Genomic DNA, 26,195 nt, shown 5'->3' with positions numbered 1-26,195 from the left:
GAGGAGCTCGTCTTGGCAGTGGGGGACCCGCAACCGCTCGTCTCGGTGATCGTGGTGAATTACCGCGGCGCCGAGGACACCATCACCTGCCTGCGGGCGCTGCGGACCGACCTGGATTACGCGAATGTCGAGCTGATCTGCGTCGACAACGCTTCCGGAGGCGACGACGCGGCCCGCATCCGCGCCGCGGCGCCCGCCGTGCGGCTCATCGAATCGCCGGTCAACACCGGGTTCGCGGGCGGCTGCAACCTCGGCGCGCAGCACGCGAAGGGCACCGTCCTCGGCTTCCTCAACAACGATGCCCGCCCCGCCCCGGCGTGGGTCTCCGCGGCCGTCGCCGAACTGCGCGCGCAGCCGACCGTCGCCGCGGTGGCGAGCAAGGTCCTCGACTGGGACGGCACCGGCACCGACTTCGTGGACGCGGGTCTGACCTGGTTCGGCATGGGCTACAAGCGCCACGCGGGCAGCCCGCTCGCGGATGTGCCCGAGGTCGAGCACGACGTCGCCAAGGACGTCCTCTTCGGCACCGGCTCGGCACTGTTCGTGCGCGCGTCGGTGTTCGCCGAACTCGGCGGTTTCGACGAGCGTTTCTTCATGTTCTACGAGGACGTCGACCTCGGCTGGCGGCTCAACCTGCGCGGCTGGCGCGTCCGCTACGTGCCGGAATCGCTCACCTACCACCGCCACCACGGCACCATGGCCGCCGTCGACGCGCCCGACACCGGCCGCGAGACCTTCCTGCTGGAACGCAACGCACTGGCCGCGCTGTACAAGAACCTCTCCGCCGAATCACTGGCCCGCGCTCTGCCCGCGGCACTCGCGCTGGCCGTCCGCCGGGCGACCGCACGCGGCGGCATCGACCCAGACCAGCTTGATCTGGAAAAGGGCGTCGGCCCCGTCGACACCTCGGAAATCCCGGTCCCGCGCACCACGCTCGCCGGGGTGCTGGCAGTGGACCGATTCGTCGAGATGATGCCTTCGCTGGCCGAGTCCCGCGCAGTCGAGCAAGCCGCGCGCGTGCGGACCGACGCCGACCTGCTTCCGTTGCTGCGCAAGGCACTTGAGCCCGCGTACCCGCTGCCGGATTACCTTCGCGCACACGAAATCCTCGTCGAAGCGTTCGGCATCAAGGACGTGTTCGGCCAGCGCCGCAAGATCCTTGTCCTCACCGGCGATTCGATCACCGAGCGCATGGCGGGCCCGGCGATCCGGGCGTGGAACATCGCCTCGACGCTGTCGGCCGAGCACGACGTGCACCTCATGACCACCAACCCGCTGGTCTCGCCGCCGCCCGCGGCCTTCCAGGTCAGCTCGGGCAAACACCGCGACCTCGACGGCCCGATCGAATGGGCGGACGTCGTGATCCTTCAGGGACACGTGCTGGAGCTGGCACCGTCGCTGAAGAAGCAGCACGAGCACAAGATCGTCGTCGCCGATGTCTACGACCCGATGCACCTGGAGCTGCTGGAACAGGGCAAGGACGCCCCGGACGACCAGCGCGCGCTCGACCTGGCCGGCGTCACCCGCGTTCTGGACGCCCAGCTCGAACGCGCCGATTTCTTCCTCTGCGCCTCAGAGCGCCAGCGCCACTTCTGGCTGGGCCACCTCGCCGCGCTCGGCCGCCTGTCCCCGCGCCTCTACGACGCCGACCCGACCACCCAGTCCCTGCTCGCCGTCGTCCCGTTCGGCCTCTCCCCGCAAGCCCCGACGCGCACCGGTCCGGGTCTGCGCTCCGCTCTCGGCATCGGCGAATCCGACCGAGTCGTCCTGTGGGCGGGCGGCGTCTACAGCTGGTTCGACCCGCTGACCCTGATCCGCGCCTTCGACCTCCTCCGCCACCGCCGCGACGACGCCCGTCTGGTGTTCCTCGGCATGAAGCACCCGAACCCCGAGGTCGCCGAGATGGACATCGGCTCCCGGACCGTGCGGCTGGCGGATTCGCTGGGCCTCACGGACAAGAACGTCTTCTTCAACGAACAATGGGTCCCGTACTCGGATCGCCAGAACTGGCTTCTCGACGCCGACTGCGGCGTCACCACGCACTACGAACACGTCGAGACGACTTTCGCTTTCCGCACCCGGGTTCTCGACTACCTGTGGGCCGGTTTGCCGATCGTGACGACCGACGGTGACGCGTTCGCCGACCTTGTCCGCGCGGAGGGCCTCGGCGTCGTCGTCCCCGCCGAAGACGCTGGCGCGTTGGCAGACGCGCTGGAAAAGTCCTTGTACGACCGGGAATTCGCCGACGCCTGCGTCGAACGGATCCGCGTGGTCGCGCAGCGATACGCCTGGCCGGAGGCACTGAAACCCCTAGTGGAGTTCTGCCGCAACCCGCGCCCCGCCGCGGACCGGTTGCCCGGCGGCGCCGACCTCACCGTCAGCGACCCCGTACGCGGCACCGCGATGGTACGGCGCGATATGGCTCTGGTGCGGGAATATCTCGCCGCCGGCGGCCCAGGCGAACTGGCGAAGCGCGCAGCCGGACGGGTCACGAAGGTAGCGCGGGAGCGGTTGCGCCGTGGCTGACCGTCCGCTGCGTGTCCTGCTGGACGGCACCCCGCTGCTCGGCTCCCGGACGGGCATTGGCCGGTACACCGCCGCGTTGAGCGAAGAACTCGCTTCCATGTCCGAAGTGGACCTTCGCGCAGTCGCGTTTACCCTGCGGGGCTGGCGGAAACTGCGGCATGTCTTGCCACACGGCGTACAAGCTCGGGGAATGCCAGTCTCCGCAAGGCTTCTGCGGGCCACCTGGCTACGCACCCAGCTACCCCCGGTCGAGCTGTTCGCCGGACCAACCGATGTCGTCCACGGCACGAACTTCGTTCTCCCCGGCCGCCTTCGCGCCGCCGGAGTCCTGACCATCCACGACCTGGCTTTCCTCGACGCCCCTCAGGAACTGTCCCACTCCGACCGCACTCTCCCAGAGCTGGTCCGACGCGGCGCACACCGGGCGAATGTCATCTGCACGCCCACCGAGGCCGTCGCGGATTCCGTCGCCGAGAAGCTGGATGTCGATCGGTCGAAGATCATCGCGACTCCGCTCGGGGTGAATCCAGCCTGGTTCACCGCCCGACCGCCGGATGACGGAGTGCGGGCGAAGCTACGGTTGCCGGAGAAGTACCTGCTGTTCGCTGGCGCCGCCGGGCCACGCAAGGGTCTTGACTGGTTAGCCGCCGCCCACGCAGCCGCACCGGACCTGCCACCGCTGGTCTTCGCCGGCCCCGGCCCGTTCCCCAGGCTGCCACGGTCCGGACAGACCGGCTATCTGTCCGATGTAGACCTTCGCACGGTCGTAGCCGGTGCCGCCGCCTTGGTTCTCCCGTCCAGGGACGAAGGCTTCGGCCTGCCCGTCCTGGAAGCAATGGCCTCGGATGTTCCCGTCGTGTGCACCGACATCCCAGCTCTGCGCGAGGTAGCGGGAGACTGCGCGACCCTGGTTCCCTACGACGATGTAGACGGGCTCGCAGAAGCACTACGCCAAGCCGTGACAGACCCGCACGGCCTAGCCACCTCCACCGCCCGCAGAACTCATGCGGCAAGCTTCACCTGGCACAGCACCGCACTGCGGACTCTCGACGCCTACCGCCAGGCCGTAGCGCGCTGACCCCTCGTGACGTACGCGTGCAGTGCTTCCCGCCAGTTTCGCAGTGGAGTCAGGCCCGCGTCTTGCCAGGAAGCGTTGGACAGCAGGGAGTATGCCGGACGAGGAGCTGGCCGAGGGAATTCTTCGGTAGTGCAGGGCTTGACCCGCTCAGGATCCGCCCCGATCTCCTCGAAGATGGCCCGGGCGAACCCGTACCAAGAAGTCTCGCCGCCGCCGGTGCAATGCAGGACCTTCCCGGCAGGCCCCCGGCCGGAAGCGACCGCCTCGGCCAGCTCCCACAGGCCACGAGCCAAATCAGCGGACCAGGTAGGCGCCCCCACCTGGTCATCCACCACGGACAACTGATCCCGCTCCGACTCCAGCCGCCGGATCGTCTCGACGAAATTAGCCCCGGTCTTCCCATAAACCCAACTGGTCCGCACCACCCAGGCCGACGCCCCCGACCCGAGTACCGCATCCTCCCCGGCAGCCTTAGTCCGCCCATAGGCATTCTTCGGCCCCAAAACATCATCCACCGCATAAGGCCGATCCCCATCCCCGGGAAAAACATAATCCGTGGAAAGGTGAATCAACGGCACCCGCCGCGAGGTACAAGCCGCCGCCAACACCCGCGGCCCGTCCACATTCACCGCGAACGCCCGAGCCTCATCCGATTCCGCCGCGTCAACCGCCGTATACGCCGCGGCATTGATCACCACCGGCACCGCGCCAGCAGCCGAGGCCCGTTCAGCCAATTGCCCGACCGCGGCGATCACCTGGCCGGCAGCCGTGACATCCAGCTCCGCCGACGAAGGCGCGAGCACCTCGGTTTCCGGGCCCGCGGAATTCACCAGGTCCCGGCCGAGCTGGCCAGAACCGCCGGGCACGAGCACTGCCAGCCGCACCGGCGTACCTCCTACTGCGAAAAGGGTTTCAGGACGTGCCGAGCGCGGCGCGGGCCTTCAGCGGCTCCCACCACGCGCGGTTGTCGGCATACCAGCGCACCGTCTCCGCCAAACCGTCCTCGAACGACACCCGCGGAGCGTAACCGAGTTCGCCGCTGATCTTCGCGATGTCGACCGAGTACCGCCGGTCGTGGCCCTTGCGGTCGGTTACCGGTTCGACCATTTCCCAGCCGGCCCCGGCCGCCGCGAGCAGGCGTCCGGTCAGTTCCCGGTTGGTCAGCTCGGTGCCGCCGCCGATGTTGTAGACCTCGCCGGGACGGCCGCCGTCGGCGACCAGCTGGATTCCGTGGCAGTGATCGTCCACGTGCAGCCAGTCCCGGATGTTCAGCCCATCGCCGTACAGCGGGACCTTCTTGCCGTCCAGCAGGTTCGTCGCGAAGAGCGGGATGACCTTTTCCGGGAACTGGTACGGGCCGTAGTTGTTCGAGCACCGCGTGACGCACACCGGCAATCCGTGCGTCCGGAAGTACGAGCGGGCGATCAAATCCGACGACGCCTTCGAGGCGGAGTACGGCGAATTCGGCTCCAGTACGTGGTCTTCCGACCACGAACCGTCCTGGATGGACCCGTACACCTCGTCCGTCGAGACGTGCACGAACTTCCCGACCTGCGCCTCCAGCGCGGCCTGCAGCAACGTCTGGGTGCCGAGCACGTTGGTGAGCACGAAGTCCGCCGAACCGAGGATCGAGCGGTCCACATGGGACTCCGCGGCGAAGTGCACGACCAGATCGATGCCGCTCATCAGCTCGGTGACCTGCGCGGTGTCGCAGATGTCGCCGCGCACGAAACGCAGCCGCGGGCTGTCGGCGACCGGGGCGAGGTTCGCCTCATTACCCGCGTAGGTGAGCTTGTCGAGCACCACGACCTCGGCGTCGGCCAGCGTCGGATACGCCCCCGACAGCACCTGCCGCACGTAATGCGAACCGATGAACCCAGCACCGCCCGTGACCAGGACCCGCATCCTCATCCACCCCTTCCGCCCGACCGGGCACTCTCGCCACCAGCCTACGGGTGGCTTACCTGGGAGTCGGTAGAGTTCGGCAAAGCGCGAAACGCGCGGGGCATCCTGGGGAGGAACAGTGGCCGAATGGCCGGGGACACCGCTGCCGGTGCACCGCGGTCGCGGCGTCGTCGTCGTGCTGCGGCGAAGCGGAAAGATCCTGTTGTCCGTCGCGTCCGTGGTCGTGCTGGCGCTTACCTGGTACGGCTGGCAGTTCATCGGCGACCCGCAGTCCGGCTTCTCCACCACGGCGATCTTCGGCGAGCAGCAGCCGCACGCGAAACCGCTCGACGGCGCGATCGACATCCTCCTGGTCGGCCAGGACAGCCGCACCGACGCGCAGGGCAATCCGCTGCCCCGCGAGGTGCTCGACATGCTGCACGCGGGCGAGTCCGACGGCGAAAAGCAGACCGACACGATGATTCTCGTGCACATCCCGCAGAACGGGGAGCACGCGATCGCCATCTCCTTCCCGCGCGACTCCTACGTCGAGATCACCGGCGGCTTCGGCAAGCACAAGCTGAACAGCGCGTATGTCTACGCCTACAACGACACCGCCAAGACGCTGCAGGCCAAGGGCAACGCCGACCTCAAGGACGTCGACGAGAAAGCCAAGCTCGCCGGACGCAAGAACCTCGTCGCGACGCTGGAGAAGTTCATCGGCAAACCGGGCATGATCGACCGCTACGCCGAGGTGAACCTGGCCAGCTTCTACGAGGTCACGAAGGCCATCGGCGGCGTGCAGGTGTGCCTCAAGAACCCGGTGAAGGAGAAGAAGTCGGGCGTCGACCTGCCCGCGGGCGAGCAGACCATCGAGGGCGTCCAGGCGCTCGCGTTCGTCCGCCAGCGCTACGGCCTGCAGAACGGGGACCTCGACCGGATCGGGCGCCAGCAGGCGTTCCTGTCCGGCCTGGCGAGCAAGGTGCTCTCGTCCGAGGTGCTGGCCAACCCGGTGCGGATCGCGCAGCTCATCGAGGCGGTGAAGAAGTCCGTGGTGCTGTCCGCGGGCTGGGACCTGTCCGAGTTCGTCGACCAGATGCGCGGGCTGACCGGCGGAAACGTCGAATTCCACACTATCCCCACCGAGGGCAACGCGGTCATGGGCGGCGCTGACGTGCTGCGCGTCGACCCGGCGAAGGTCCGCGCCGAGATCGACCGGCTGACCTCCGACGGCAGCACCCCGCCCCCCAGCAACGCGCCGTTGCCCGGAACCGGGCAGACCACCGTCGAACTGTTCGACGGCTCCGGCTCGGGCGCCGCCGACCAGGTGCGGAGCCTGTTGCAGGGCAAGGGTTTCCAGCTCGGCACCAGCACCAAGCTGTCCACCCGCGCGACGACCGTGCTGCGCTACCACCCGTCGGACGAGGCCGCCGCCGACCTGGTCCGCCAAGCCCTCGGCAGCACCGCGCAGGCCGAGCCGGACGCCGACGTCGCCGCCGGGCACGTCCGGGTGATCCTCGGCAAGGACGCGCGCGACACCGCCGGCGCGTCGGCCACGACGTCCTCGGCACCGCCCGCGTCTTCGCCCTCCGGGCCCCCTCCATCCAGCCCCTCGAACTCACCCGCGCCGCTCATCACGGCGGGCGATGTGCCCTGCGTCAACTAGAGTCGAGCACCCAGCGTGCCGGCGCGCCGCAGGCCGTACGCTGGGGAGCGGGGAGGTAGCCGGGGTGAGCGAAAACCAGGACAAACCGGACCGGACGGCGGATTCTGCCGACAGTCCGGCGGTTTCCGATGCCTCGGACCGCGGATCCGACGGAACACCGGAGCCGAAGCACGCTGCCGCTGAGCCTGCTGCCGAGGAAGCAGCCGAGGACTCCGCCGCCGACGAAACCGAGCCGGTCACCGAGCGTGCCACCACCGAGGAAACCAAACCAGCCACCGAGCGTGCCACCACCGACGAAACCAAACCAGCCACCGAGCGTGCCACCGCCACGTCCGAGTGGAAGCCCTCGCCGCACCCGCGCGTCGCACTCCCCCAGCCGTCGAACCCGGCCCCGCCGGAGGAACCGGACCGCCACTCGGGCCGGGTCACCCGGGTCACCCGCCGCGTCGCGATCGGCCTGGTCTCGCTGCTCGCACTGAGCGGGACGGGGTACGCGTACGTCACCAAGGACAAACTGCAGGACAACGTCGCGACCGCCGACGTTCTCACCCCGCGCGCGGGCGAACCCCCGGCCCCGCCCGCCGACGACGGCGGCACCGACATCCTGCTCGTCGGCAGCGACGCGCGCACTGACCAGCAGGGCAACCCGCTGCCGCCGAGCATGCTGAAGTCATTGCGTACCGAGGACAAAGCCGGCATCAACACCGACACCGTCATCCTGTTGCGGATCCCGAAGAACGGCGGCAAGGCGTCCGCGGTGTCGATCCCGCGCGACAGCTGGGTCGACGTGCCGGGCCGCGGCCAAGCGAAGATCAACTCCGCGTACGGCGTCGCCAAGGCGCGCGCCGAACAGGAGGAACGCGCGCAGGGCGAGCACGACCAGGCGAAGATCGCCCGCGATTCGGACGCCGCCGGGCGGCGGGCGCTGGTCCAGACCGTGCAGGACCTCACCCAGGCGCGCATCGACCACTACGCCGAGGTCAACCTGCTCGGGTTCTATCTGATCACCGAGGCCGTCGGCGGTGTGCCGGTGTGCCTCAACCACGCGACGTCGGACAAGGATTCCGGGGCGAACTTCCGCCGCGGCGTGCAGACGGTGAGCGGCGGCGAAGCGCTGTCCTTCGTGCGCCAGCGCAAGAACCTGCCGAACGGCGACCTCGACCGGATCAAGCGGCAGCAGGCGTTCCTGTCCTCGGCGATGCGCAAGGTGCTGTCCGCGGGCACGCTCACCAATCCGAGCATGCTGAACAGCCTGATGGACGCGGTACACCGGTCGTTCGTGCTCGACGACAGCCTCGACGTGCTCGAATTCGCCCAGCAGGTCAAGGGCATCGCGTCCGGCGACCTGACCTTCGCGACGATCCCGGTGATCACCACGAACGGCCGCAGCGAGGACGGGCAGAGCATCGTCGAGGTCGACCCGGCCGCGGTGCGGAGGTTCGTCGCGGGGCTGGCCGGACGCAGCAGCACCGGGGGCGGCGGCGCGGCGGCCGGTGCGGTGTCGCAGAGCCTCGACTCCGGAATCCCGGGCGTGCCCTGCGTCGACTGACGCCGCGACTAGCCTGAGGGCATGAGCGAGCTTGCGAGCGAACCATCCAACACTGCGCCTTCGGCTCATGCCGCGCCGAGCGCGAGCGAGGCGGGCGCATGAGCCTCACCGAGCAGCTGCTGCGCCCGCTTCTGACCTCGCCGGCGAAACCGCTGATCACGCACTACGACGACCGGGTCGGCAGCCGGGTCGAGCTGTCCGTGGCGACGATGCAGAACTGGGCCGCGAAAACGGCGAACTGGCTGGTCGACGAGTTCGACGTGGAGCAGGGCGACGCCGTCGCGGTGCGGTTGCCCGCGCACTGGCAGACCGCGGGCGTGCTGCTCGGCGCGTGGTGGTGCGGGGCCCGCGTGGTCGCGGAGCCCGAGGGCGCGCGGGTCGTCTTCACCAGCCCGGACGAGGAGATCGACGCCCCAGCCGTCGCGGTCGTGTCGCTCGACCCGATGGGCCGCGGCCTGCCGGCCCCGCCGTCCGGCGGAGCGCTCGACTACCTGAGCGAGGCCCGGATGTCGGGCGACCAGTTCTTCCCGATGCAGCCGACGCCCGGCGACACCCCCGCGCTCGGTTCCTCCACAGTGGACGAAGTGTGGACGGAAGCCACCGCGCGCGCGGCAAAACTCGGCCTGACCGCAGCGGACCGGGTGTTGTCCACGATGGACTGGACAGTGCCGGACGGCGTACTCGACGGCCTGCTCGTTCCGCTCGCCGCCAGCGCGCACCTGGTCCAGGTCACCAACGCCGACCCGGCGAAACTGTCCGCCCGCCGCGAGGCCGAACGCACCACCGCCGACCTGCCCTCGTGAGTGCTGATCACGGTTGGAGCCGTGATCAGCACTCACGACACACTCAGGCGCTCTGCAACTCAAGCGCCCCTTCACGGCGACGCCAGAACAGCACGTGGTCCAGGGACAGCCGTCCGCCATTGAAGCCCAGCGCCAGCGCGGTGAGGCCGAGCACCAGCACGAGTTCGTAGCCGCCTTCGCCGGTGAGGCCGTGCGCCGCGTGGACCGAGATCAGCGCGCCTGCCATGTTGATCGCATAGCCGATGGCGACCACCGGCAGCAGGAAGCCGACGACGAACGCGATCGAGCCGAGCAGTTCGAGCACGATCACGAGGAACGCGGAGACGCTCGGCAGCGGGATGCCGATCTGGCTGAACATGTCGGCGGTCGCCCCGACGCCGCTGTCCCATTTCTGCAGGCCGTGGGCGAAGAACACCACCGCGATGCCGATCCGGCCGAGCAGCAGCGCGACGTCCTTGACTCGAGTCAACATGGAGACAGCTCCCCGATAGGTGAAAATTCAACTGACCAGGCCCACGGTAGGGCACTGAACACCGCCGCGGGGGTGTCAGCCAGTGATCGACAGGAAACCGACAGGCACCGAAAACTCGCTGTACACCGCGCCCGGTCCGGCGCTACCGTGCCGCTGACCGCGAGTGCGCGCTGCTCGTGGCCGTGTTTTCGTGTTCCCGACCCGCGAGGAGTCCCGATGCGCCGACAGTCCGATCGACCCCAGTTCGGCCTGTCTCCCGCAGCTGAGGACTCCCGCACGCATGAAAGCACTGACCATCGGCATCCTGGCGCACATCGACGCAGGTAAAACCAGCCTCACCGAACGTCTGCTGTTCGAGACCGGCGTGATCGACCACGCCGGCCGGGTCGACGACGGCGACACCCAAACCGATTCGCTCGACCTCGAACGCAGGCGCGGCATCACCATCAAGTCCGCCGTCGTGGCGGTCAGCACGCCCGGCCACCGGCTCAGCCTCGTGGACACCCCCGGCCATCCCGATTTCATCGCGGAGGTCGAACGCGCCGTCGGCGTGCTCGACGGCGCGGTGCTCGTGGTATCCGCGGTGGAAGGGGTGCAAGCACAGACTCGCGTACTGATGCGCACGCTCGTCCGGCTCGGCATTCCGGTACTGGTCTTCGTGAACAAGATCGACCGCACCGGTGCGCGTGAAGCGTCACTGCTGGAATCCTTGCGCACCAAGCTTTCCCCGCAATGTGTCGCGATGAGCGCCGTAACCGGGATCGGCACCGCTGACGCACACCCGACACCGCTCCCCTTCGATGAACGACTCGCTGACCTACTGGCCGGAGATGACGTCTTCGTTGAGTCCTATGTGTCCGGTACAGCGTCCTCAATGGATTACCGCAAGGCATTGGCCCGCCAGGTCGCCGCCTCCTCGGTGTATCCGGTCTTCTTCGGTTCGGCAGTCACCGGAGCTGGCGTTCGCGACCTCATCGCCGGAGTTTACGAACTGCTGCCATCCTGCGAACGCCGTGGAGACGGACCGCTCGACGCCACTGTCTTCAAAATCGAACGCGGCCGTTCCGGCGAGAAAATCGCTTACCTGCGAATGTTTTCTGGTTCCCTGGCCGCACGGCGGCCGGTGCCTTTCCGGCGCGTCGGCGCGGAAGGCATCGGCCGCCCCACAGCAGTACGGGTATTCGAGCACGGCGCGACCCCGGTGTCCGGGGAGGCCCTGGCCGGAGATGTCGCGCGAGTCTGGGGCTTGCCGGAAATCCGGATCGGCGACCGGCTGGGCGAACGCGCCGACCTTGCCCAGGGCCGGTTCTTCGCCCCGCCCAGCCTGGAAACGCTGGTGCACCCGGTCGATCCGGACCAAACCAGTGCGCTGTACACCGCGCTGACCCGACTGTCCGAACAGGACCCGCTGATCAGCATCCACCGGCAGGCACAGGAAATCACCGTCCGCTTGTACGGCGAGGTACAGAAGGAGGTCATCCGGACGACCCTTGCCGAAGAGTTCGGCATCGGCGCCGAGTTCGAGAAATCGCGACCGCTGCTGGTCGAACGTCTGCACGGGACCGGACACCGCGTGCGCCGCCCCGCTCCGGACGAACGCGTGTTCTTCTGGGCCACTGTCGGACTCCGCGTCGAACCCGGCCCACCCGGCTCCGGCACCGACTACCGGTTGGAAGTCGAACTCCGCTCGCTGCCGCTTTCGTTCCACACGGCCATTGAGGACACCGTCCACGAGATCCTGCACGAGGGTTTGCACGGCCGGGAAGTGATCGACTGCGCGGTCACCCTCACCGACACCGCGTTCTACCCGCCAGCCAGCACCGCCAGCGATTTCCGCGGCATGACCCGGCTAGTGCTGCGGGAAGCCCTTCGCCAGGCCGGAACACGCGTGTACGAACCGGTCCACGCGTTCGAACTGGAGGCTCCGGCTTCCGCGATCAGCGCCGTGCTGCGCAAGCTAATCGAACTACGCGCAGTCCCTGGCGAACCAGTGATCACCGGCGACCGATGCACTGTGGACGGTCATCTCCCAGCTGCCTCCGCACACGAACTGGAACAAGCACTGCCCGCGCTCACCCAAGGCGAGGGCACGCTCGGCACAGATTTCGCCGAGTACCGGCTCAAGCCGGGTGGCGGCGGGCCACGTCGAGTTCCGTCCAGCCGCCGTGGGCGGACAACAGCGTGAGAACGCGCTCCGCGAGGGCCGAAAACCGGCGCAGGTCCTCGTGGAGCGCCTTCGCACGGGCGGAGTCGAGCGGGGCGTGGTCGTCCCACCACAGGCAGATGACCGCGCTCGCGCACAGCACGAGCGGCTGAACGAGGTCCGTGAACTCCGCGGACGGCTCGGCCGTTTCCCGGCACGTGCTCTCGATTTCGTCGCAGGCGTCGAGCAGCTCGCGCAACGGACCCACCGCGCCGGACGGGGTGCCGTCCCACGACGCGGTGGGCCACGCGCGGTCGCTCAGCTCGAGCCAGAGCCGCCATCCGGCGACCAGCTCGGCCTCGTCGTGCGGCGTCCAGGTGTCGGGGAGCAGCCAGAACATGTCACCGACTGTGACATCGGAGCCGGAGTCCGCACAACCGAGCCGGCGAAAGTGTTCGCGTTTTTACCCCGGGGCGGGGGTATCTCAGCTGATCACCGGGGGCACGAACGTGCAGTTGGGCTTTTTCGCGTGCTGCGGGTCGAGCGCGTTGAGCACCTCGCGCTGCGCGATCGGGTCGTAGGTGATGCCGAGGTGGTCGGTGTAGTCGAGCCCGCAGACGTCCTGGAGGACGAGATTCTTCACGTTGGGCGCGGGCTTGAGGAAGGCGTTGGCGTACGGGGTGACAACGTCGTCATACCTGGTCTGGATCACGGTGTAGTCGATGCCCGGAACCGTGTCTCCACCCGCGTTGAGGTCCTTGAGGAACGCCGATCCGGTCGACTGCTCATTGCAAGCCGCACAAGCCGCGCCGACAAGATCGCGCGCAGGCGGGATGGCCTGGATCGCGGTGAGCAGACCGAACAGGCTGGTGCCGNGCCGTAATTGGACGGAGACAGCCCGATCAGCTTGCCGATCTTGCTCGCACCGCCGAGGTACTTGATCCAGTAGCGCGGGTTCATCCCGCCCTGCGAATGCCCGACGACGTCGAGCTTCGAGGCCCCCGTGGCCTGGAGGATCTTGTCCCCGAAGGTCGCGAGCTGGCCGGCCGTACCGGCCACCGGCCCCACCGTCTGCAGAAACGCCCCCGGCGACCCGCCGAAGTTCCCCGCGAACACGCAGTACCCCTCGTCGGCGAGCCGCTGGGAGAGATTCGCCCAGTTCTCGTACGCGTTGGCCGTGGTGCCGTTGGACAGCAGCACCGGGTTCGGATGCTCCGCGGAAGGCTTGCAGTTCCAGTCGTTGGCCCCCGGCGGCGCGATCGTCGGCTGCCCGACCGAGTAGATCGCCGCGGCGATGATGTTCGGCTGCACCGGACCGGCCGGTTCTTTCCCGGTCGCTGCCACCGCGGTGCCCCCGCCGAGCGCGACCACCGCCGCTGCCAGGAGGACCATGCCCCGTCCGAACGCGCGTACGCCCATTCCGTTTCACCTCTCTGTGAACCCGACGCCTTGGTTAACGCGGAACACGAGAAAGGGAAACGCGGTTACTAGTGCCGCGTCACGCAACGTTGGGTAGGTAATCCGGACGGCGGATCCTCGAGTCGACCGCGAAGTGACGCTTCGGGTGGCAGTGGCGGTTGCACCAGCGAACATAGCCGGCAATAGCGGCTTCCTGCGCGGCATGGGATGGGTAGTCGCTGCCATCAAGGGTGAAATAGCGCAGCGCCGTGAACTCGCACTCGATCCAGTTCAGCCAGGAGGCGTTGCTGGGCGTGTAGACCAGTTCGATGTCGTGACCAGCGCACCAGTCAGTGACCTCGGCCTTGCCGTGCGGGCCATAGTTGTCGCAGATCAGATAGAGCGTGCCGGCCGGGAAGCGACGACGCAGTTGCTTGCAGAAATCGAGGAACTGCGGCCAGCGTTTGCGGTCGCGGAACCGATAGAACATCTGGCCGGTGGCCAGGTCCAGCGCGGTGAGCATCTGCCGGACCCCGTGCGTGCGGGTGTAGGTGGCGCGCAGTCGTGCTGGCTGGCCACGCCGGAACCAGCCGTAACCTGGGCGGGGTTGCAGGTTCAGCGGACCGAACTCATCGACACAGAGCACCCGGCCGTCCACGGGTGGATGGTCGTAGAGGTCGAGAATGCGAGCCATCTTCGCGGCGAAGTCCGGGTCGCGGCTGATCTTCCAGGTTTTCGTGCGCTGCCAGGTGATCCCGGCCTTGTGCAGGACACGCCGGGTGGTCTCGGTGGACACGACCAGGCGGTGGTGTTCACGCAGGTAGAAAACCAGCTTGGTCAGGCTCCACGTGCTGAAGGGTTGCCCGAGCGCGCTCGGGGTGGCACGGGCGATACGGCAGATGAGCTCGCGGGCGGCCGGACCGAATTTAGCTGGCCGGCCGCCGCTCCATTTTGGGTCCAGCGCCGCGAACCCCTGGGCGTTGAACGCGTGGATCACCTCCCGAACGTAGTTCTCGGTCGCGGCGAACATGACCGCGATCTCGCCCGCAGACCGGCCCTGCACGGAAGCCAGAACAACTCCAGCGCGGCGCAGCCGGATCCGGTCGCGTGTTGACCTGGTGATTTTCACCAGCCGCTGCGCTTGTTCGGGCTCTAACTCATGGACGAATACCTCGGGCTGACGAGCCACCGACACCACCTCCACCCGGCAGCCTGCCAAGCGTGATCAGTCAGCCGCCCCGGAGGCCATTACCTACCCAACCTTCTGGGTCACGGCACTAGTTTTTATCGCAAACTGGCGAGCGCGCGGTTCACCGCATCGATCAAGGACGCCCGGTTTCCCGGGCAGACACTGATCTGCGCCTCGCCGCCGTTGGTACGTTGAAAGCTCAGCACCCGCCCGCGCCCGCTCAGATCGATGACCGACAACGGCGAACTGTACCTCCGCTCGCCCCGCCCGTCCCGTACCGCGGCATGCAACTGATGCACCGCATCGCGCGGCACGCGCATCAGGTATCGCAGCTCGTCCGCCTCGCCGCCCTCCTCGGCCAGCGGATCCGCCCCGCCATTGTCGTAGTACTCCCGGTTGATTCGCATCACCCGAACCGCCGCCGGAGGACATTCCGGCATCGCCATGACCAGACAAGCCGCAAGCTCATCCGGCGACACCGGATCCAGCTGAACGAACTCCGCGTCCGTAATCAACCGAACGGCGTCGGGTTTGGTCGCCGCGACAAGAATCGCGCCGTTGTCCTCTTGGTGGGTGCCGAAGTCAGTCCACCCGTACACCTCATGCCGCGCGGTAGCGAGCAGTTTGAGCGTGCCACGCAACGCATCCGCCGCCTCGCCAAGCTCGTTGAGGAGCTCCCGCGTCCGCTTCGCCCGCTCGGCCGCGCCTTCCTCGGTGAGGTACATCGGGGTGTCCTCGACCACGACCGGTGCTTTCCCGAGGTCCGCACCGTGCCAAAGCGCCAAAAACACCGACCGCGGCATCCGCAGCGGCCTGTCGATGATCGTCATCGAGCCCCTCAACCACCAATCGTCGGGGGCGTCGGAGGCAACCCAGTGCGGGGATCGAGAGCCCGCTCGCCGTTCTCGTCGACGAGCGAGAACGCGGAGTCGTCATCGATTCCGTACTTGCGCTGGTGTACTTTGTCTTCCTCGCCTTTGCCTTTTCCCGCGCCGGCCATGCCACCCATTCCCGGGCTTCCCTTGGCCCCAGCCGCGCCCTTCCCCGCCGCCCCGCGGGCCGCCGCTTCTTCACCCGCGCCCACGCCGGCCCCGGCACCTACGCCTGTACCCCCGCCAAGCCGAGCCACGATCCCTCCACTGCGGCCTCCGGCTTCGCTTCCGGCATCGCTTCCGCCGCCGAGCGGCCCGAACCCGCCCGGCGTCCAGCCGCTGTTGCCACTCCCGCCCCCAGCGCCCCAGGAGGTCGGCGTCGCTGTCGGCGGGGTCCAGTTCGCCCCGCCAACCCGATCAACCGACGGCGGAGTCCACCCAGCCGTCGAAGTTCCGTCGTTGCCCCCCGGCACTCCGCTACCCAGCGGCACTGCGACACCTCCCGGCGGGAACGACACCCCACCGGCCCCGCCAGTAGCCCCAGGCCCACTGGCTCCTGGCCCGCTAGCTCCCGGTCCTCCGCTGGCTCCCGGCCAACTCCCCGGCCCGCCAACGGTTCCCGGCCCACTCCCGAGCCCACCGCTGGCCCCCGGACCACTCCCCGGCCCACCAGAATCCTGCCCAGGTTTTTGAGAGGCCCTCTCGTGCGACCCGGTCTTGCTCTTGGCGCGATCGCCACCGGAGTCGATCGTGAGATTCTGCCCGTCGAACCCGGACACCTGACCGTAATCGCTATTCAGCCCCTGACCGTTGGCCCTGGCCTGGTCAGCGTACTTCTGATACCGCTCGACATTGTGATTGGCGGCAGCGTTGTACTCGTTGATCTGCTTCTCGGTGTCGGTGTCCCAAGGAGTCCCCTGGTCCCAAAGATTCTTGTGCGGAGGCGCCGGAGGCATCGCCTGCAACGCGATCTTCATGTCGTTGTAGCCGTGCGTGGTGTCGACCAGCTTCTGCCCATTGACCACATATGCCTGCGCGGAGGTGGAAGACGCGTCGGATAACGGCCTTAACCGGGCCCGAGCCGCATCCGCGCCGTCGCCGGTCCAGACAGATTCCAGCATAGTGGTGATCTGCTGCGCGTCGTCGCTGTTCTGGTTGTGCTCCTGGATCATCTTCTGCACCGTGGAACTACCGCTGTCCCACGAAGAAGTGCCCGGCCCTTGCTGAACCTGCTGCACAATCGCTGGTGCCGGAAGGGCTTGATCACCGAGATTTCCGTGGTAGAAGTCGGAAAACCAGTTCCCCGCGTCCCTGAGCCGGTCGTTGACCCAGTCATCCGCGTCACCAATCCGGTCGCCGATCCACTGGGCTCCCTCGCCGATGAAGTCGAAGAACCCCATCGGTCATGCACCTGCCTTTTGCTTCAGGTTGGTGATCACCATGTCCGCAACGACCGCCGCCGCATCACATGGGTCTTTCTTGCCGATCTGCGAATAGCCAAGTGAGACCGATGCGTCAATTGTTTTCTGATCACTTATGCCAACGCTGACCTGGCAGAATGACTTCACCACTGATTCCTGTTTGAAGGTCGAGTGAGCCACGGCCGGGAACCCTTGCACAAGAGGAAGTTGTCGCCACAAAGTTGCCTGCGGTTTGCTGTTCGCATAGACCGCACTGAGTCCATCAGAAAGCTTAGTAGCGTACAAGACGGTTGCCAATGCACCAGTCTCGTCGTTGGACCACTGGCATTCCGCACCGAGCGAGGGTTCGTCTCTGTGCGCACCTTGCCGATTTCGGCCCAGAAGGCTCCCCACTTGGCCTGGAGTCAGCGCGCTATCGCACGGATGCGTCGACAACACCGATGCGGGCAATGGATGTTCCACCTTCGGCGCACCCCCGTAAGGCAACGTCTTCCCTGGCGCGGACGTCTGCGGCTGGGAAGACGGGGAGCCAGTTGGCTGCACAGGCGTCGGGCCTCCAGAACATCCTGCCGCGAGCATGGCCACCGCCACGCCAGCAACCGGCACCGAGAACCGCGCCTTCATCCGAGAATTCCCTTGCCCTCGTCGCTGTTACCTGCGGTCTTCACATCCGCAGCTGCTTGGCTATCTGATTCGCCGACAATGCCCAACGCCTTCTCAAGGCGGCCAATCAGTTCCGCCATGTACTGATGCGTCGCCTCCAGCGACTCTTTGCCGTTCTCGAAGGTCTTTACCGCCTGCTGATTGAATCCTGTGCTGCCCGGGTCAGCGGCCGGCGGAGTAAGTCGCGTCAACGCCTCCGCGTCCGGTATCATCGCCCGCGTACTGTGCTGGAGCCGCTTTGCCCGTTCAAGCAGTGACTGCGCCTCGTCGCGATTCAAGGTGAGCCCTGCCCCCGCCTTCGTGGCAGATGCCACCGCAGCAGCGTCCGACACCCCTTTAGCCACATTCATCGCCGCCCCCACGACGGTGATCGGCAGCCCCGTCAGCCACCCTGTCGTTTCGGTGACTTGCCCTGGATCGCTTTCCACCATGCCCGTCCCTCCCGTGCACTGCGCACCACCTCTCGACCAGGCATCCAGTCCTGAGGCCCCTCCGGCTGTCACTGTAGCCAACCGCTCACAGCGGGGTGACAAAAACAAGCAAACTCACCCCACCGTGCACTGCGCCGAACGGAGCAAACCGCATCATCAACTACGCGAAGCTGAGTCACGCGCCCGCCTTCTGCTTCAGGTTGGCGACGACCATGCCCGCCACGTCACACAGATAATTCTGCGCGCCAACCTCTGCCGGACCAAGGCTAACTGGAGCGCCGACGGTACTAAAACCGAATCGTTAGTCCGATAAAACTGCGCGCCGAGTTCCGAGTTTTCGTCATGCTCGCGGCGAGGCTTTTGCGTCAGAGTCTCGCCTACCCGGCCAGGAGTGAGCGCGCTATCGCACGGATGCACCGACTTCGGCAGTGACCGCTCTACCTTAGGCGCGGCTGAATACGGCAGTCTCCTTCCGGCAGTCGACGGCGGGGGACTGGTCACGCCAACATCCCGTTTCGGCGCAGAATCGCCTGAACACCCTGCTGCGAACATAGTTCCCGCCACCGCAACAGCAGCGAACCGCACCTTCATACGACAGTCTCCCCTGCGACAGGGCCTCCCCGACGCAACAGTAGCCAAGTCACGCACCGGGTGCGGCAGGTTCGAGCGCGAAAAGAGCCCCACCACCCGATCCGGGTAGTGGGGCTCTTCAATGGGCCGCCGGGAGCTCAGCCTTTCAGCAGGGCCCGCGCCATGACGACCTTCTGGATCTGGTTCGTGCCTTCATAAATCTGGGTAATCTTCGCGTCGCGCATCATGCGCTCTACCGGGAAGTCGCGTGTGTAGCCTGCGCCGCCGAACAGCTGTACCGCGTCCGTGGTCACTGACATTGCCACGTCGGATGCGTAGGCCTTCGCCGCTGATGCGGTGAAGCCGGCTCGTTTGTCGCCGCGTTCGGAGGATGCTGCGGAGGCGTACACGAGGTGGCGGGCGGCTTCGATTTTTGTTCCCATGTCGGCCAGCATGAACTGGATTCCTTGGAAATCCGCGATTGCTTTGCCGAACTGCTTGCGTTCCTTGACGTACGCGACGGCGGCGTCCAGGGCGCCTTGGGCGATTCCCAAGGCTTGTGCGCCGATCGTCGGACGGGTGTGGTCCAGGGTGCGCAGGGCGGTTTTCAGGCCGGTGCCCGGTTCGCCGATGATGCGGTCCGCGGGGATGGTGCAGTTTTCGAAGTAGATTTCACGGGTCGGGGAGCCCTTGATGCCCAGCTTCTTTTCCTTCGGACCTACCGAGAAACCCGGGTCGTCCTTGTGCACGACGAAGGCGGAAATGCCGTTGGCCTTCTTTTCCGCGTTCGGGTCGGTTACGGCCATCACCGTGTACCACGAGGATTCGCCGGCGTTGGTGATCCAGCACTTGGTTCCGTTGAGGACCCAGTGGTCGCCATCCAGGCGGGCCCGGGTGCGCATGGACGCGGTGTCCGAACCGGCCTCTCGCTCGGACAAGGCGTACGACGCTGAGGCTTCGCCCGAGGCGATCGACGGCAGGACCAGCTTCTTCAAGTCTTCCGAAGCGGACAGGATGATCGGCTGCGTGCCCAGTTTGTTGACTGCCGGGATCAGGGACGCGGACGCGTCGACGCGCGCGACTTCCTCGATCACGATGCACGCGCCGATGGCGTCGGCACCCTGGCCGTCGTATTCCTCGCCGATGTGGACGGCGTTGAAGCCTGCCTTGACGAGCGCTTCATTGGCCTCGACCGGGTAGCGCTCCTGCTCGTCGACCTCCGCCGCGTAGGGCGCGATCTCCTTTTCGGCTAGAGCCCGGACCGCGGCCCGCAGTTCCTCGTGCTCTTCGGCCAGCTGATACAGGCCCTCGGCCACCTTCAGTCACCTCTTCTGCAGCAAAACGGGAGAAAGTCTCTCGATGTTAGCCCGCGTTCACTCCGAACGCGGCAGCTCGCTTCTTGTGTCCTCGGCCTCACCGTTCGTATGGTCAAGCGATGGCTGCCACTGCGTCGACCCCGCCGCCCGGATTGCCCGCTTCTCTTCACTACCCCGACGTGCCGATCGGTTCGGTGCTCGCCGGTGCCGCGACGCGCTACGGCGACCGGGTCGCGTTCGCTATGGGCGACGACCAGCTCACGTTCGCTCAGACCTGGCAGGCCGCCTGCCGGTTCGCGCAGGCGCTGCTCGCCCGCGGCATCGGGCGAGGCGACGTGGTCGCCGTGCACCTGCCGAACTGTCTCGCGTATCCGATCGCCTACCACGGCATCCTGCTGGCGGGAGCGACGTTCAGCCCGACGAACCCGCTGCTCCCGCCGGACGACCTCGCCTTCCAGCTCACTGACTGCGGGGCCGCGGCGGTGGTGACATTCGGGCCCGTCGCGGGCACGCTCGCGGCTGTCGCCGATCGGATTCCGGCACGGCTCACGATCGTCGTCGCGCCTGCGAGCGAGCTTGGCGAGGGGAGCGTGGAGTTCCGCGAGTTTTTCGCCGACCAGCCCGCGGACCGGCCCGGCGTGACGATCGACGTGGACCGCGACCTCGCTCATCTCGCTTACACGGGTGGCACGACGGGGCGGTCCAAGGGCGTTGAGCTCACGCATCGCAACGTCGTCACCAATACGCTGCAGCACACCTGCTGGTCGACCGGGTCGGTACCGGCGCTCGACGCGAACGGCGACGTGACGATCGACCAGATCGGCAGCCCGGACGAATGGCCGACCCGGCTCGGCACCGGCACCGCGATCAACCTGACGCCGTGGTTCCACGCGATGGGTGTGATCGCGGGGCTTAACGGGCCGCTGATGGGCGGCGGAACGACGGTGCTGCACGCCCGCTTCGACCCGGCAGCGTACGTCGCGGACGCGGAACGGCTGCAGGTCACGACCATCGGCGGCGCACCCGCGTTGTTCGCGGCGCTGCTGGCCACGCCTGCGTTCCACACCGCCGACCTGTCGTCGGTGCGCAACATCGGCTCCGGTGCGGCACCGATGAGCCACGAGATGATCCGCGCGCTGCACCAGCGGTTCCCTGACGTCGTCATCGCCGAGGGCTACGGGCTCACCGAGGTGACGATGGGTGCGGTGATCTCGCCGAGCTACCGGTCCGGCGTGCGCAAGGTGGGATCGGTCGGCAGGCCGATCTTCGACACCGAGGTCAAGCTCGTCGCGGACGGCAGTGAGGAGCCGTTGCCACCCGGGCAGGAGGGCGAGGTGTGCTTGCGCGGGCCACAGGTGATGCGCGGGTACCGGAACCGTCCGGAGGAGACCGCCGCCGCGCTGGTCGAGGGATGGCTGCACACCGGCGACATCGGCGTACTCGACGAGGACGGCTACCTGTCCATTGTGGACCGCAAGAAGGACATGCTGCTGTACAAGGGATACAACGTCTTTCCGCGCGAGCTCGAGGAACTGCTGAGCGCGTCGCCGGGCGTGCTGTCCGCGGCGGTGGTCGGACGGCCCAGTCCGGAGGTCGGCGAGCTGCCGGTGGCGTTCGTGGTGCGGAAGCCGGATTCCTCAGTGGACGCCGAACAGCTGATGGCGGCGGTCAACGAGAAGGTGCTGCCGTACAAACGCCTGCGGGAACTGCATTTCGTGGCGGAGATACCGGTGTCGGCGGCGGGCAAGGTGCTGAAGCGCGAACTGCGGAAGCAGCTGCCCGACCCGGCCTGAACCGGCGGGATGCGCGGATGCCGGTTCCGGACCGGCATCCGCGTGCCCGGCCTACTTGCCCGCTTTTTCGCGGAGCTTGGCGTCCTTGTCCAGGACGAGCTGCTCCAGATCCTCCTGGAACTGCATCAGCTTCGCCTGCAACTGCAGGTCGGCGGCGGCGAGGATGCGGACCGCGAGGAGACCGGCGTTGCGCGCCCCGCCGACGGACACGGTCGCGACCGGGATGCCGGCGGGCATCTGCACGATCGACAGCAGCGAGTCCATGCCGTCCAGGTACTTCAGCGGAACCGGCACGCCGATCACCGGCAGCACGGTCGCCGACGCGACCATGCCCGGCAGGTGCGCGGCTCCACCGGCACCCGCGATGATCGCGCGGATGCCCCGGTCGGCCGCGGACTTCGCGTAGTCCAGCATCCGCTGCGGAGTGCGGTGCGCCGAGTAGACGCCGACCTCGTACTCGACGCCGAACTCGTCCAGCGCTTGTCCCGCGGCCTCCATCACCGGCCAGTCGGAGTCGCTGCCCATGATCACGCCCACCTGCGGCGCCATTGTGTTCCCCTTCAGTGGATCTCGTAGCCGTCGAGCCAGACGGCGTGGGACAGCCAGTGCGCGGACAGCAGCGCGCGATCGCGCAGGTCGTCCATGCGGTCGCCGACGAAGTTGACGTGCCCGAGCTTGCGGCCGGGCCGGTCCTGCTTGCCGTAGAGGTGGATTTTCACCTCGGGGAACCGCGCGAACAGGTGGTGCACGCGCTCGTCCGGGCTCATCTGCGGCGAGACGTCCGCGCCGAGCACGTTCGCCATCACGCACGCGGGCGCGATCAGGTCGGTGCGGCCGAGCGGGTAGTCCAGGACGCCACGCAGGTGCTGTTCGAACTGCGAGGTGCGCGAGCCGTCCATGGTCCAGTGGCCGGAGTTGTGCGGACGCATCGCCAGCTCGTTGACCAGCAGACCGGTCTCGGTCTCGAACAGCTCGACCGCGAGCAGCCCGGTGACGTCGAGCGTCGACGCGATGCGCAGGGCCAGCTCCTGCGCCTCGTGCACGCGCGACTCGGACAGTCCCGGCGCGGGGACGAGAACCTCGGTGTTGATGCCGTTCGTCTGGACGGTCTCGACGACCGGGTACGCCGCGCCCTGACCGAACGGGGAGCGCGCGACCAGCGCGGACAGCTCGCGCTTCATCGCGACCTTCTCCTCGACCAGCAGCTCGGTGCCCGCTTCGAGGAGTTCGGGAACGGTCTCGCGCGCCTGCTGTGCGGTGTCGAGCATCCAGACGCCCCGGCCGTCGTATCCGCCGCGCGACGCCTTCAGCACCACCGGCCAGCTGTGCTCGTCGCCGAACGCCACCGAATCGTCCACAGTGGACACTTCGGCGAAGGCGGGACCGGGCACGCCGAGGCCGGCCATCATCTCGCGCATGACGAGCTTGTTCTGCGCGAACCCGAGAGCGGTGGGCGCGGGGCGGACGACGAAGCCCTCGGTGGCGAGGGTGAGCAGGTGCTCGCCGGGCACGTGCTCGTGGTCGAAGGTGACCACGTCGACCTGACGGGCGAAGCCGACCAGCGCGTCGAGGTCGGTGTGGTGGCCGATGACGACGTCGCTTGCCACGAGGGCCGCCGCGTCGCCCTCGTCGGCAGCCAGCACTTTCAGCGACTGGCCGAGGGAAATCGCCGCCTGCTGCGTCATGCGGGCGAGCTGCCCGCCGCCCACCATGCCGACGATGGGAAGACCGGTTCGTTTGTCCATAACGCCGCCCAGGTTACTGGGCGAGAACTGGCGGACCACCGGCGACCTGCGGCGAAGGCGGCGGCCGGTGGGGTGCGGCTGGGCCGGGGCGGCAGGGGTTCGCGGACTGGCGCCGGGAACCGGCTGGGGCGCGCACCGGCCGCGGCGGCAATCTGGCGGCGGCGGGCGGGGGCAGCTGGGGTTCGCGGACTGGCACCGGGAAACGGCTGGGGCGCGCACCGGCCATGGCGGGCACCCCGGGCGGGGCGGCCGGACCGGGGGCAGCCGGGATTCGCGGACTGGCACCGGGAACCAGCCTCAGCGCGAACCAGCCATGGCGAGCACCCCGGGCAGGCGGGCCGGACCAGGACAACCAGGACTCGCGGAGTCACTCCAGCAACCAGCCCCAGCGCACACCAGCCACGGCAGGCACCCCGGGCAGGCGCGCCGGACCAGGACAACCAGGATTCACGGAGTCACTCCAGCAACCAGCCCCAGCGCACACCAGCCACGGCGAACACCCCGAGCAGGCGCGCCGGACCAGGACAACCAGGACTCGCGGAGTCACTCCAGCAACCAGCCCCAGCGCACACCAGCCATGGCGGGCACCCCGGGCGGGGCAGCCGGGATTCACGGACTGGCACCAGCAACCCCGGCCACGGCGCGAACCGACCGCAGTGCACCCCCAGAGAACCGGCCTGACTGGATGCCGGGCGAATCGAGCTGACGGAAGCACCAGCGGCACTCAGACCGTGAGCAGGCGACACCCGCACGCCAAACCCCACCCAGACCGTCCCGCTGCAGCAGGATGGCTGGATGGACTCTGTCACCCTCCCACGACCGGTTCTGCACGCTCTTCGCCAAGCGAGCCTCCCCGGGGTGGCCACCGGAATGCTCACCGGCGCAACCCGGCCGCTGGCTTTCCCCTCGGGGTTCGGCGACGTCCTCGCCTGGCTCTGGACCACCGACTCCAACTCGGCCGTGATCTACCTCGCCGAGCTGATGCGGCAGCTCCGCGAACGGCACCCGCTCGCCAAGGCCGTCGTCCCGCCGTTTCGGTTCGACGAACTGCTCACCGCGGCCCGCGAATGTCTTCCGGACGACTTCGCGCACGCCGAGTTGCTGATCCAGTACACCCGCACCGCGCTGGGCGACTTCTACGGCGGTTCGGCAGATTGACCGCGCTCACTATTCGGTTGATCTGTCCACGTAGCGCGGATCAGAACGAGGGCCGTGCCCGCCCGAAGCCAAGCGCCGGACGGCCGCGTAACCACCGCGATCCAGACAGTAACCGCCACCACCGACAAAACCCGTCAGCAAGCCTCCGAACAGCGCAAAGAGACTAAGAAGAACCAGCAGGCTCCCGATTGCGAGCCCGCCGCCGCAACCCCCACCGCAGCACCAACGCGACGGCCAGCACCACGGGCATGAGGATGTAGGCGTCGCCGAGGATGTTCTGCCACACCTTCCAATGCAGCTCGACATTCCGGCCGTTCGGCAAGATCAGCAGCACGCAGCTGACGAACACGAACCCCACCAGGAACGTGCCCAGCCAGCGTTTCCAGGCCGTCGCCGGGGTGGTTTTCGGCAGCCTGGACACGAGGAGCACGACCAGCGGCGCGACCCAGACCCAGTGGTGCGACCAGGAAATCGGTGAGATCAGCAGGATCCAGAACGCGGTGACGAGCAGCGCGGCCAGCGCTTGGCCGCGCCGGTGGAAGCGGAACATCAGCCACAGAGCCGGAATGGCGAGCACCAGGCCGATCGCGGTCGCCGCGCTGGAGGCCCACGGGGCCAGGTCCGTGGCACGGTTCATCAGCGCGTTCAGCGACTGGTTGCCCGCCCAGTGCACCGGGCCGATCCGGCCGGTGTCGGGGAGCGTTTTGGTCCAGTATTTCCACGAATCGTGCGGGTTGATCAGGAACAGCAGCGCCTGCATGCCGGCGAAGGTCGCCAAGCCGCGCAGAGCGTCTTTCCAGCGGCCGGTGACCAGCAGATGGCCCAGGAACACGATGGGGGTCAGCTTGATCGCCGCCGCGAGGCCCACCAGCACCCCGCCCCAGCGGCTGCCGCGGGCGCCGATGACGAGCATGTCCAGCAGGACCATCGCCATCAGGATCAGGTTGATCTGACCGAGGAAGATCGTCCGCCACACCGGTTCGAAACCGAGGAAGACCAGGAAGAACACGATCGTCGACCGGGCGGGCGAGGCCCACCAGCGGGGACCGTCGGCGGCCGGGCGGGGCAGCGCGCCGATCGCGATCCGGACCGACAGGGCGAGCGCGGCCAGCGAGACCACGGTCAGGAAACCCCAGGCCACCTGCGCTGGCACGAGCGCGAGCGGCGCGAACAGCAGCGCCGCGGTCGGCGGGTAGGTGAACGGCAGCAACGCCCAGCCGGGCTCGGTGGGCAGCGTGTTCGCGTCGTAGAGGTTGTCCCCGCGCAGCAGCTGCAGCGCGCCCGCCCGATAGACCGCGCTGTCCACGCCGAGGTTCCAGTCGTGCGTCCAGCCCCAGAACCCGACCACGATCGCCAGCAGCGGGAACACGGCGAGGATGAGCATCGACCGGGGGCGCACGGACAGCCGTGCCAGAGATCGGCGCAGAGCCAGCCGGGGTTGCCCGGATCGATTCACCGGAGCTTCGCCGTCGGCGGCGGAGGGTACGGTCCTGGTCACTACACCAGGAAAGCACGACT

At 67.8% G+C, this 26,195-nt stretch carries 23 protein-coding genes; 8 read left to right on the top strand and 15 right to left on the bottom strand.

What is annotated here, in order from left to right; translation table 11 throughout:
- Window positions 1–12 precede the first annotated feature (12 nt).
- Together A4R44_RS34090 and A4R44_RS34085 are read left to right on the top strand one after the other, a co-directional pair.
- Entirely contained in the window at window positions 13–2,526 is a 2,514-nt protein-coding gene (locus A4R44_RS34090) for a glycosyltransferase (RefSeq protein ID WP_067589916.1), read from the top strand.
- Window positions 2,519–3,604: a glycosyltransferase family 1 protein gene (locus tag A4R44_RS34085; RefSeq protein ID WP_067589913.1), complete on the top strand. Its 1,086-nt coding sequence runs from the start codon at window positions 2,519–2,521 to the stop codon at window positions 3,602–3,604. Before A4R44_RS34090 ends, A4R44_RS34085 begins: the two co-directional genes overlap by 8 nt.
- Here the strand turns inward: A4R44_RS34085 and rfbD are convergent.
- Window positions 3,580–4,488 (bottom strand): dTDP-4-dehydrorhamnose reductase, encoded by a 909-nt coding sequence (gene rfbD / locus A4R44_RS34080; RefSeq protein ID WP_067589910.1) that lies wholly within the window; start codon window positions 4,486–4,488, stop codon window positions 3,580–3,582. The two genes, A4R44_RS34085 and rfbD, sit on opposite strands and share 25 nt — an antisense overlap.
- 28 nt (window positions 4,489–4,516) lie before the next feature.
- A complete protein-coding gene (rfbB, locus tag A4R44_RS34075) occupies window positions 4,517–5,509 on the bottom strand; it encodes a dTDP-glucose 4,6-dehydratase (protein ID WP_067589907.1) in 993 nt (330 codons plus the stop codon).
- A gap of 118 nt (window positions 5,510–5,627) precedes the next feature.
- Here rfbB and A4R44_RS34070 point away from each other — a divergent pair, with 118 nt between their 5' ends.
- From A4R44_RS34070 to A4R44_RS34060, 3 genes are all read left to right on the top strand, one after another.
- Entirely contained in the window at window positions 5,628–7,154 is a 1,527-nt protein-coding gene (locus A4R44_RS34070; RefSeq protein WP_067589904.1) for an LCP family protein, read from the top strand.
- A gap of 64 nt (window positions 7,155–7,218) precedes the next feature.
- Complete coding sequence (locus A4R44_RS34065) at window positions 7,219–8,703, top strand: LCP family protein (RefSeq protein WP_067589901.1); 1,485 nt, start codon at window positions 7,219–7,221, stop codon at window positions 8,701–8,703.
- Window positions 8,704–8,801: 98 nt separating this feature from the next.
- Window positions 8,802–9,506 carry a TIGR03089 family protein gene (locus A4R44_RS34060; protein ID WP_067589898.1) on the top strand — a complete coding sequence of 235 codons (705 nt, stop codon included), beginning with the start codon at window positions 8,802–8,804 and terminating at the stop codon, window positions 9,504–9,506.
- A 43-nt stretch (window positions 9,507–9,549) separates the two neighbouring features.
- On the opposite strand, the gene A4R44_RS34055 is transcribed toward A4R44_RS34060, so the two are convergent.
- The gene (locus tag A4R44_RS34055; RefSeq protein WP_067589896.1) at window positions 9,550–9,978 is read right to left on the bottom strand and encodes a DoxX family protein; all 429 of its coding nucleotides are present in this window, start codon (window positions 9,976–9,978) and stop codon (window positions 9,550–9,552) included.
- A 280-nt stretch (window positions 9,979–10,258) separates the two neighbouring features.
- On the opposite strand from A4R44_RS34055, the gene A4R44_RS34050 reads away from it, so the two are divergent.
- Window positions 10,259–12,163: a translation factor GTPase family protein gene (locus tag A4R44_RS34050; protein WP_067589893.1), complete on the top strand. Its 1,905-nt coding sequence runs from the start codon at window positions 10,259–10,261 to the stop codon at window positions 12,161–12,163.
- On the opposite strand, the gene A4R44_RS34045 is transcribed toward A4R44_RS34050, so the two are convergent.
- The 9 genes from A4R44_RS34045 to A4R44_RS34015 form a co-directional block, all read right to left on the bottom strand.
- On the bottom strand, window positions 12,099–12,521 hold the full coding sequence (locus A4R44_RS34045) for a hypothetical protein (RefSeq protein ID WP_067589890.1): 423 nt from the start codon (window positions 12,519–12,521) through the stop codon (window positions 12,099–12,101). The two genes, A4R44_RS34050 and A4R44_RS34045, sit on opposite strands and share 65 nt — an antisense overlap.
- Window positions 12,522–12,605: 84 nt before the next feature.
- Window positions 12,606–12,833 (bottom strand): hypothetical protein, encoded by a 228-nt coding sequence (locus tag A4R44_RS51085; protein ID WP_232791902.1) that lies wholly within the window; start codon window positions 12,831–12,833, stop codon window positions 12,606–12,608.
- Window positions 12,830–13,540, bottom strand: a complete 711-nt coding sequence (locus tag A4R44_RS34040) for a triacylglycerol lipase (RefSeq protein ID WP_232791901.1) — start codon at window positions 13,538–13,540, stop codon at window positions 12,830–12,832. The genes A4R44_RS51085 and A4R44_RS34040 overlap by 4 nt, the downstream gene beginning before the upstream one ends.
- Window positions 13,541–13,619: 79 nt before the next feature.
- Entirely contained in the window at window positions 13,620–14,708 is a 1,089-nt protein-coding gene (locus A4R44_RS34035; RefSeq protein ID WP_067590016.1) for an IS630 family transposase, read from the bottom strand.
- Between the two features lie 95 nt (window positions 14,709–14,803).
- Window positions 14,804–15,538, bottom strand: coding sequence for an ESX secretion-associated protein EspG (locus tag A4R44_RS34030; protein WP_067589887.1), 735 nt, complete (start codon window positions 15,536–15,538; stop codon window positions 14,804–14,806).
- A gap of 8 nt (window positions 15,539–15,546) precedes the next feature.
- A complete protein-coding gene (locus tag A4R44_RS34025; protein ID WP_067589885.1) occupies window positions 15,547–16,980 on the bottom strand; it encodes a hypothetical protein in 1,434 nt (477 codons plus the stop codon).
- Window positions 16,981–16,983: 3 nt separating this feature from the next.
- Window positions 16,984–17,625, bottom strand: a complete 642-nt coding sequence (locus tag A4R44_RS46530) for a DUF3558 domain-containing protein (protein ID WP_232791900.1) — start codon at window positions 17,623–17,625, stop codon at window positions 16,984–16,986.
- Window positions 17,622–18,095: a hypothetical protein gene (locus A4R44_RS34020; RefSeq protein ID WP_067589882.1), complete on the bottom strand. Its 474-nt coding sequence runs from the start codon at window positions 18,093–18,095 to the stop codon at window positions 17,622–17,624. Before A4R44_RS34020 ends, A4R44_RS46530 begins: the two co-directional genes overlap by 4 nt.
- A gap of 728 nt (window positions 18,096–18,823) precedes the next feature.
- Entirely contained in the window at window positions 18,824–19,981 is a 1,158-nt protein-coding gene (locus A4R44_RS34015; protein WP_093575849.1) for an acyl-CoA dehydrogenase family protein, read from the bottom strand.
- 119 nt (window positions 19,982–20,100) lie between these two features.
- Between A4R44_RS34015 and A4R44_RS34010 the strand changes: the two genes are divergently transcribed.
- Complete coding sequence (locus A4R44_RS34010) at window positions 20,101–21,774, top strand: class I adenylate-forming enzyme family protein (RefSeq protein WP_067589879.1); 1,674 nt, start codon at window positions 20,101–20,103, stop codon at window positions 21,772–21,774.
- 51 nt (window positions 21,775–21,825) lie between these two features.
- Here the strand turns inward: A4R44_RS34010 and purE are convergent, their stop codons facing one another.
- Window positions 21,826–22,323: a 5-(carboxyamino)imidazole ribonucleotide mutase gene (purE, locus tag A4R44_RS34005; protein WP_067589876.1), complete on the bottom strand. Its 498-nt coding sequence runs from the start codon at window positions 22,321–22,323 to the stop codon at window positions 21,826–21,828.
- An 11-nt stretch (window positions 22,324–22,334) separates the two neighbouring features.
- The gene (locus A4R44_RS34000) at window positions 22,335–23,519 is read right to left on the bottom strand and encodes a 5-(carboxyamino)imidazole ribonucleotide synthase (protein WP_067589873.1); all 1,185 of its coding nucleotides are present in this window, start codon (window positions 23,517–23,519) and stop codon (window positions 22,335–22,337) included.
- A 795-nt stretch (window positions 23,520–24,314) separates the two neighbouring features.
- Here A4R44_RS34000 and A4R44_RS33995 point away from each other — a divergent pair.
- Window positions 24,315–24,677, top strand: a complete 363-nt coding sequence (locus A4R44_RS33995) for a hypothetical protein (RefSeq protein WP_143132572.1) — start codon at window positions 24,315–24,317, stop codon at window positions 24,675–24,677.
- Between the two features lie 163 nt (window positions 24,678–24,840).
- Here the strand turns inward: A4R44_RS33995 and A4R44_RS33990 are convergent, their stop codons facing one another.
- Complete coding sequence (locus tag A4R44_RS33990; RefSeq protein WP_067589867.1) at window positions 24,841–26,175, bottom strand: glycosyltransferase 87 family protein; 1,335 nt, start codon at window positions 26,173–26,175, stop codon at window positions 24,841–24,843.
- Window positions 26,176–26,195 lie beyond the last annotated feature (20 nt).

The organism is Amycolatopsis sp. M39 (assembly GCF_001651785.1).
Lineage (GTDB): Bacteria > Actinomycetota > Actinomycetes > Mycobacteriales > Pseudonocardiaceae > Amycolatopsis > Amycolatopsis rubida.
This window is presented reverse-complemented; position numbering and strand designations above follow the sequence as displayed.

Coding starts and splice junctions, on each gene's coding strand:
- rfbB (WP_067589907.1), bottom strand. CDS start 5,509: ATGCGGGTCCTGGTCACGGGCGGTGCTGGGTTCATCGGTTCGCATTAC.
- A4R44_RS34060 (WP_067589898.1), top strand. CDS start 8,802: ATGAGCCTCACCGAGCAGCTGCTGCGCCCGCTTCTGACCTCGCCGGCG.
- A4R44_RS34055 (WP_067589896.1), bottom strand. CDS start 9,978: ATGTTGACTCGAGTCAAGGACGTCGCGCTGCTGCTCGGCCGGATCGGC.
- A4R44_RS34050 (WP_067589893.1), top strand. CDS start 10,259: ATGAAAGCACTGACCATCGGCATCCTGGCGCACATCGACGCAGGTAAA.
- A4R44_RS34045 (WP_067589890.1), bottom strand. CDS start 12,521: ATGTTCTGGCTGCTCCCCGACACCTGGACGCCGCACGACGAGGCCGAG.
- A4R44_RS34030 (WP_067589887.1), bottom strand. CDS start 15,538: ATGACGATCATCGACAGGCCGCTGCGGATGCCGCGGTCGGTGTTTTTG.
- A4R44_RS34025 (WP_067589885.1), bottom strand. CDS start 16,980: ATGGGGTTCTTCGACTTCATCGGCGAGGGAGCCCAGTGGATCGGCGAC.
- A4R44_RS46530 (WP_232791900.1), bottom strand. CDS start 17,625: ATGAAGGCGCGGTTCTCGGTGCCGGTTGCTGGCGTGGCGGTGGCCATG.
- A4R44_RS34020 (WP_067589882.1), bottom strand. CDS start 18,095: ATGGTGGAAAGCGATCCAGGGCAAGTCACCGAAACGACAGGGTGGCTG.
- A4R44_RS34010 (WP_067589879.1), top strand. CDS start 20,101: ATGGCTGCCACTGCGTCGACCCCGCCGCCCGGATTGCCCGCTTCTCTT.
- purE (WP_067589876.1), bottom strand. CDS start 22,323: ATGGCGCCGCAGGTGGGCGTGATCATGGGCAGCGACTCCGACTGGCCG.
- A4R44_RS34000 (WP_067589873.1), bottom strand. CDS start 23,519: ATGGACAAACGAACCGGTCTTCCCATCGTCGGCATGGTGGGCGGCGGG.
- A4R44_RS33995 (WP_143132572.1), top strand. CDS start 24,315: ATGGACTCTGTCACCCTCCCACGACCGGTTCTGCACGCTCTTCGCCAA.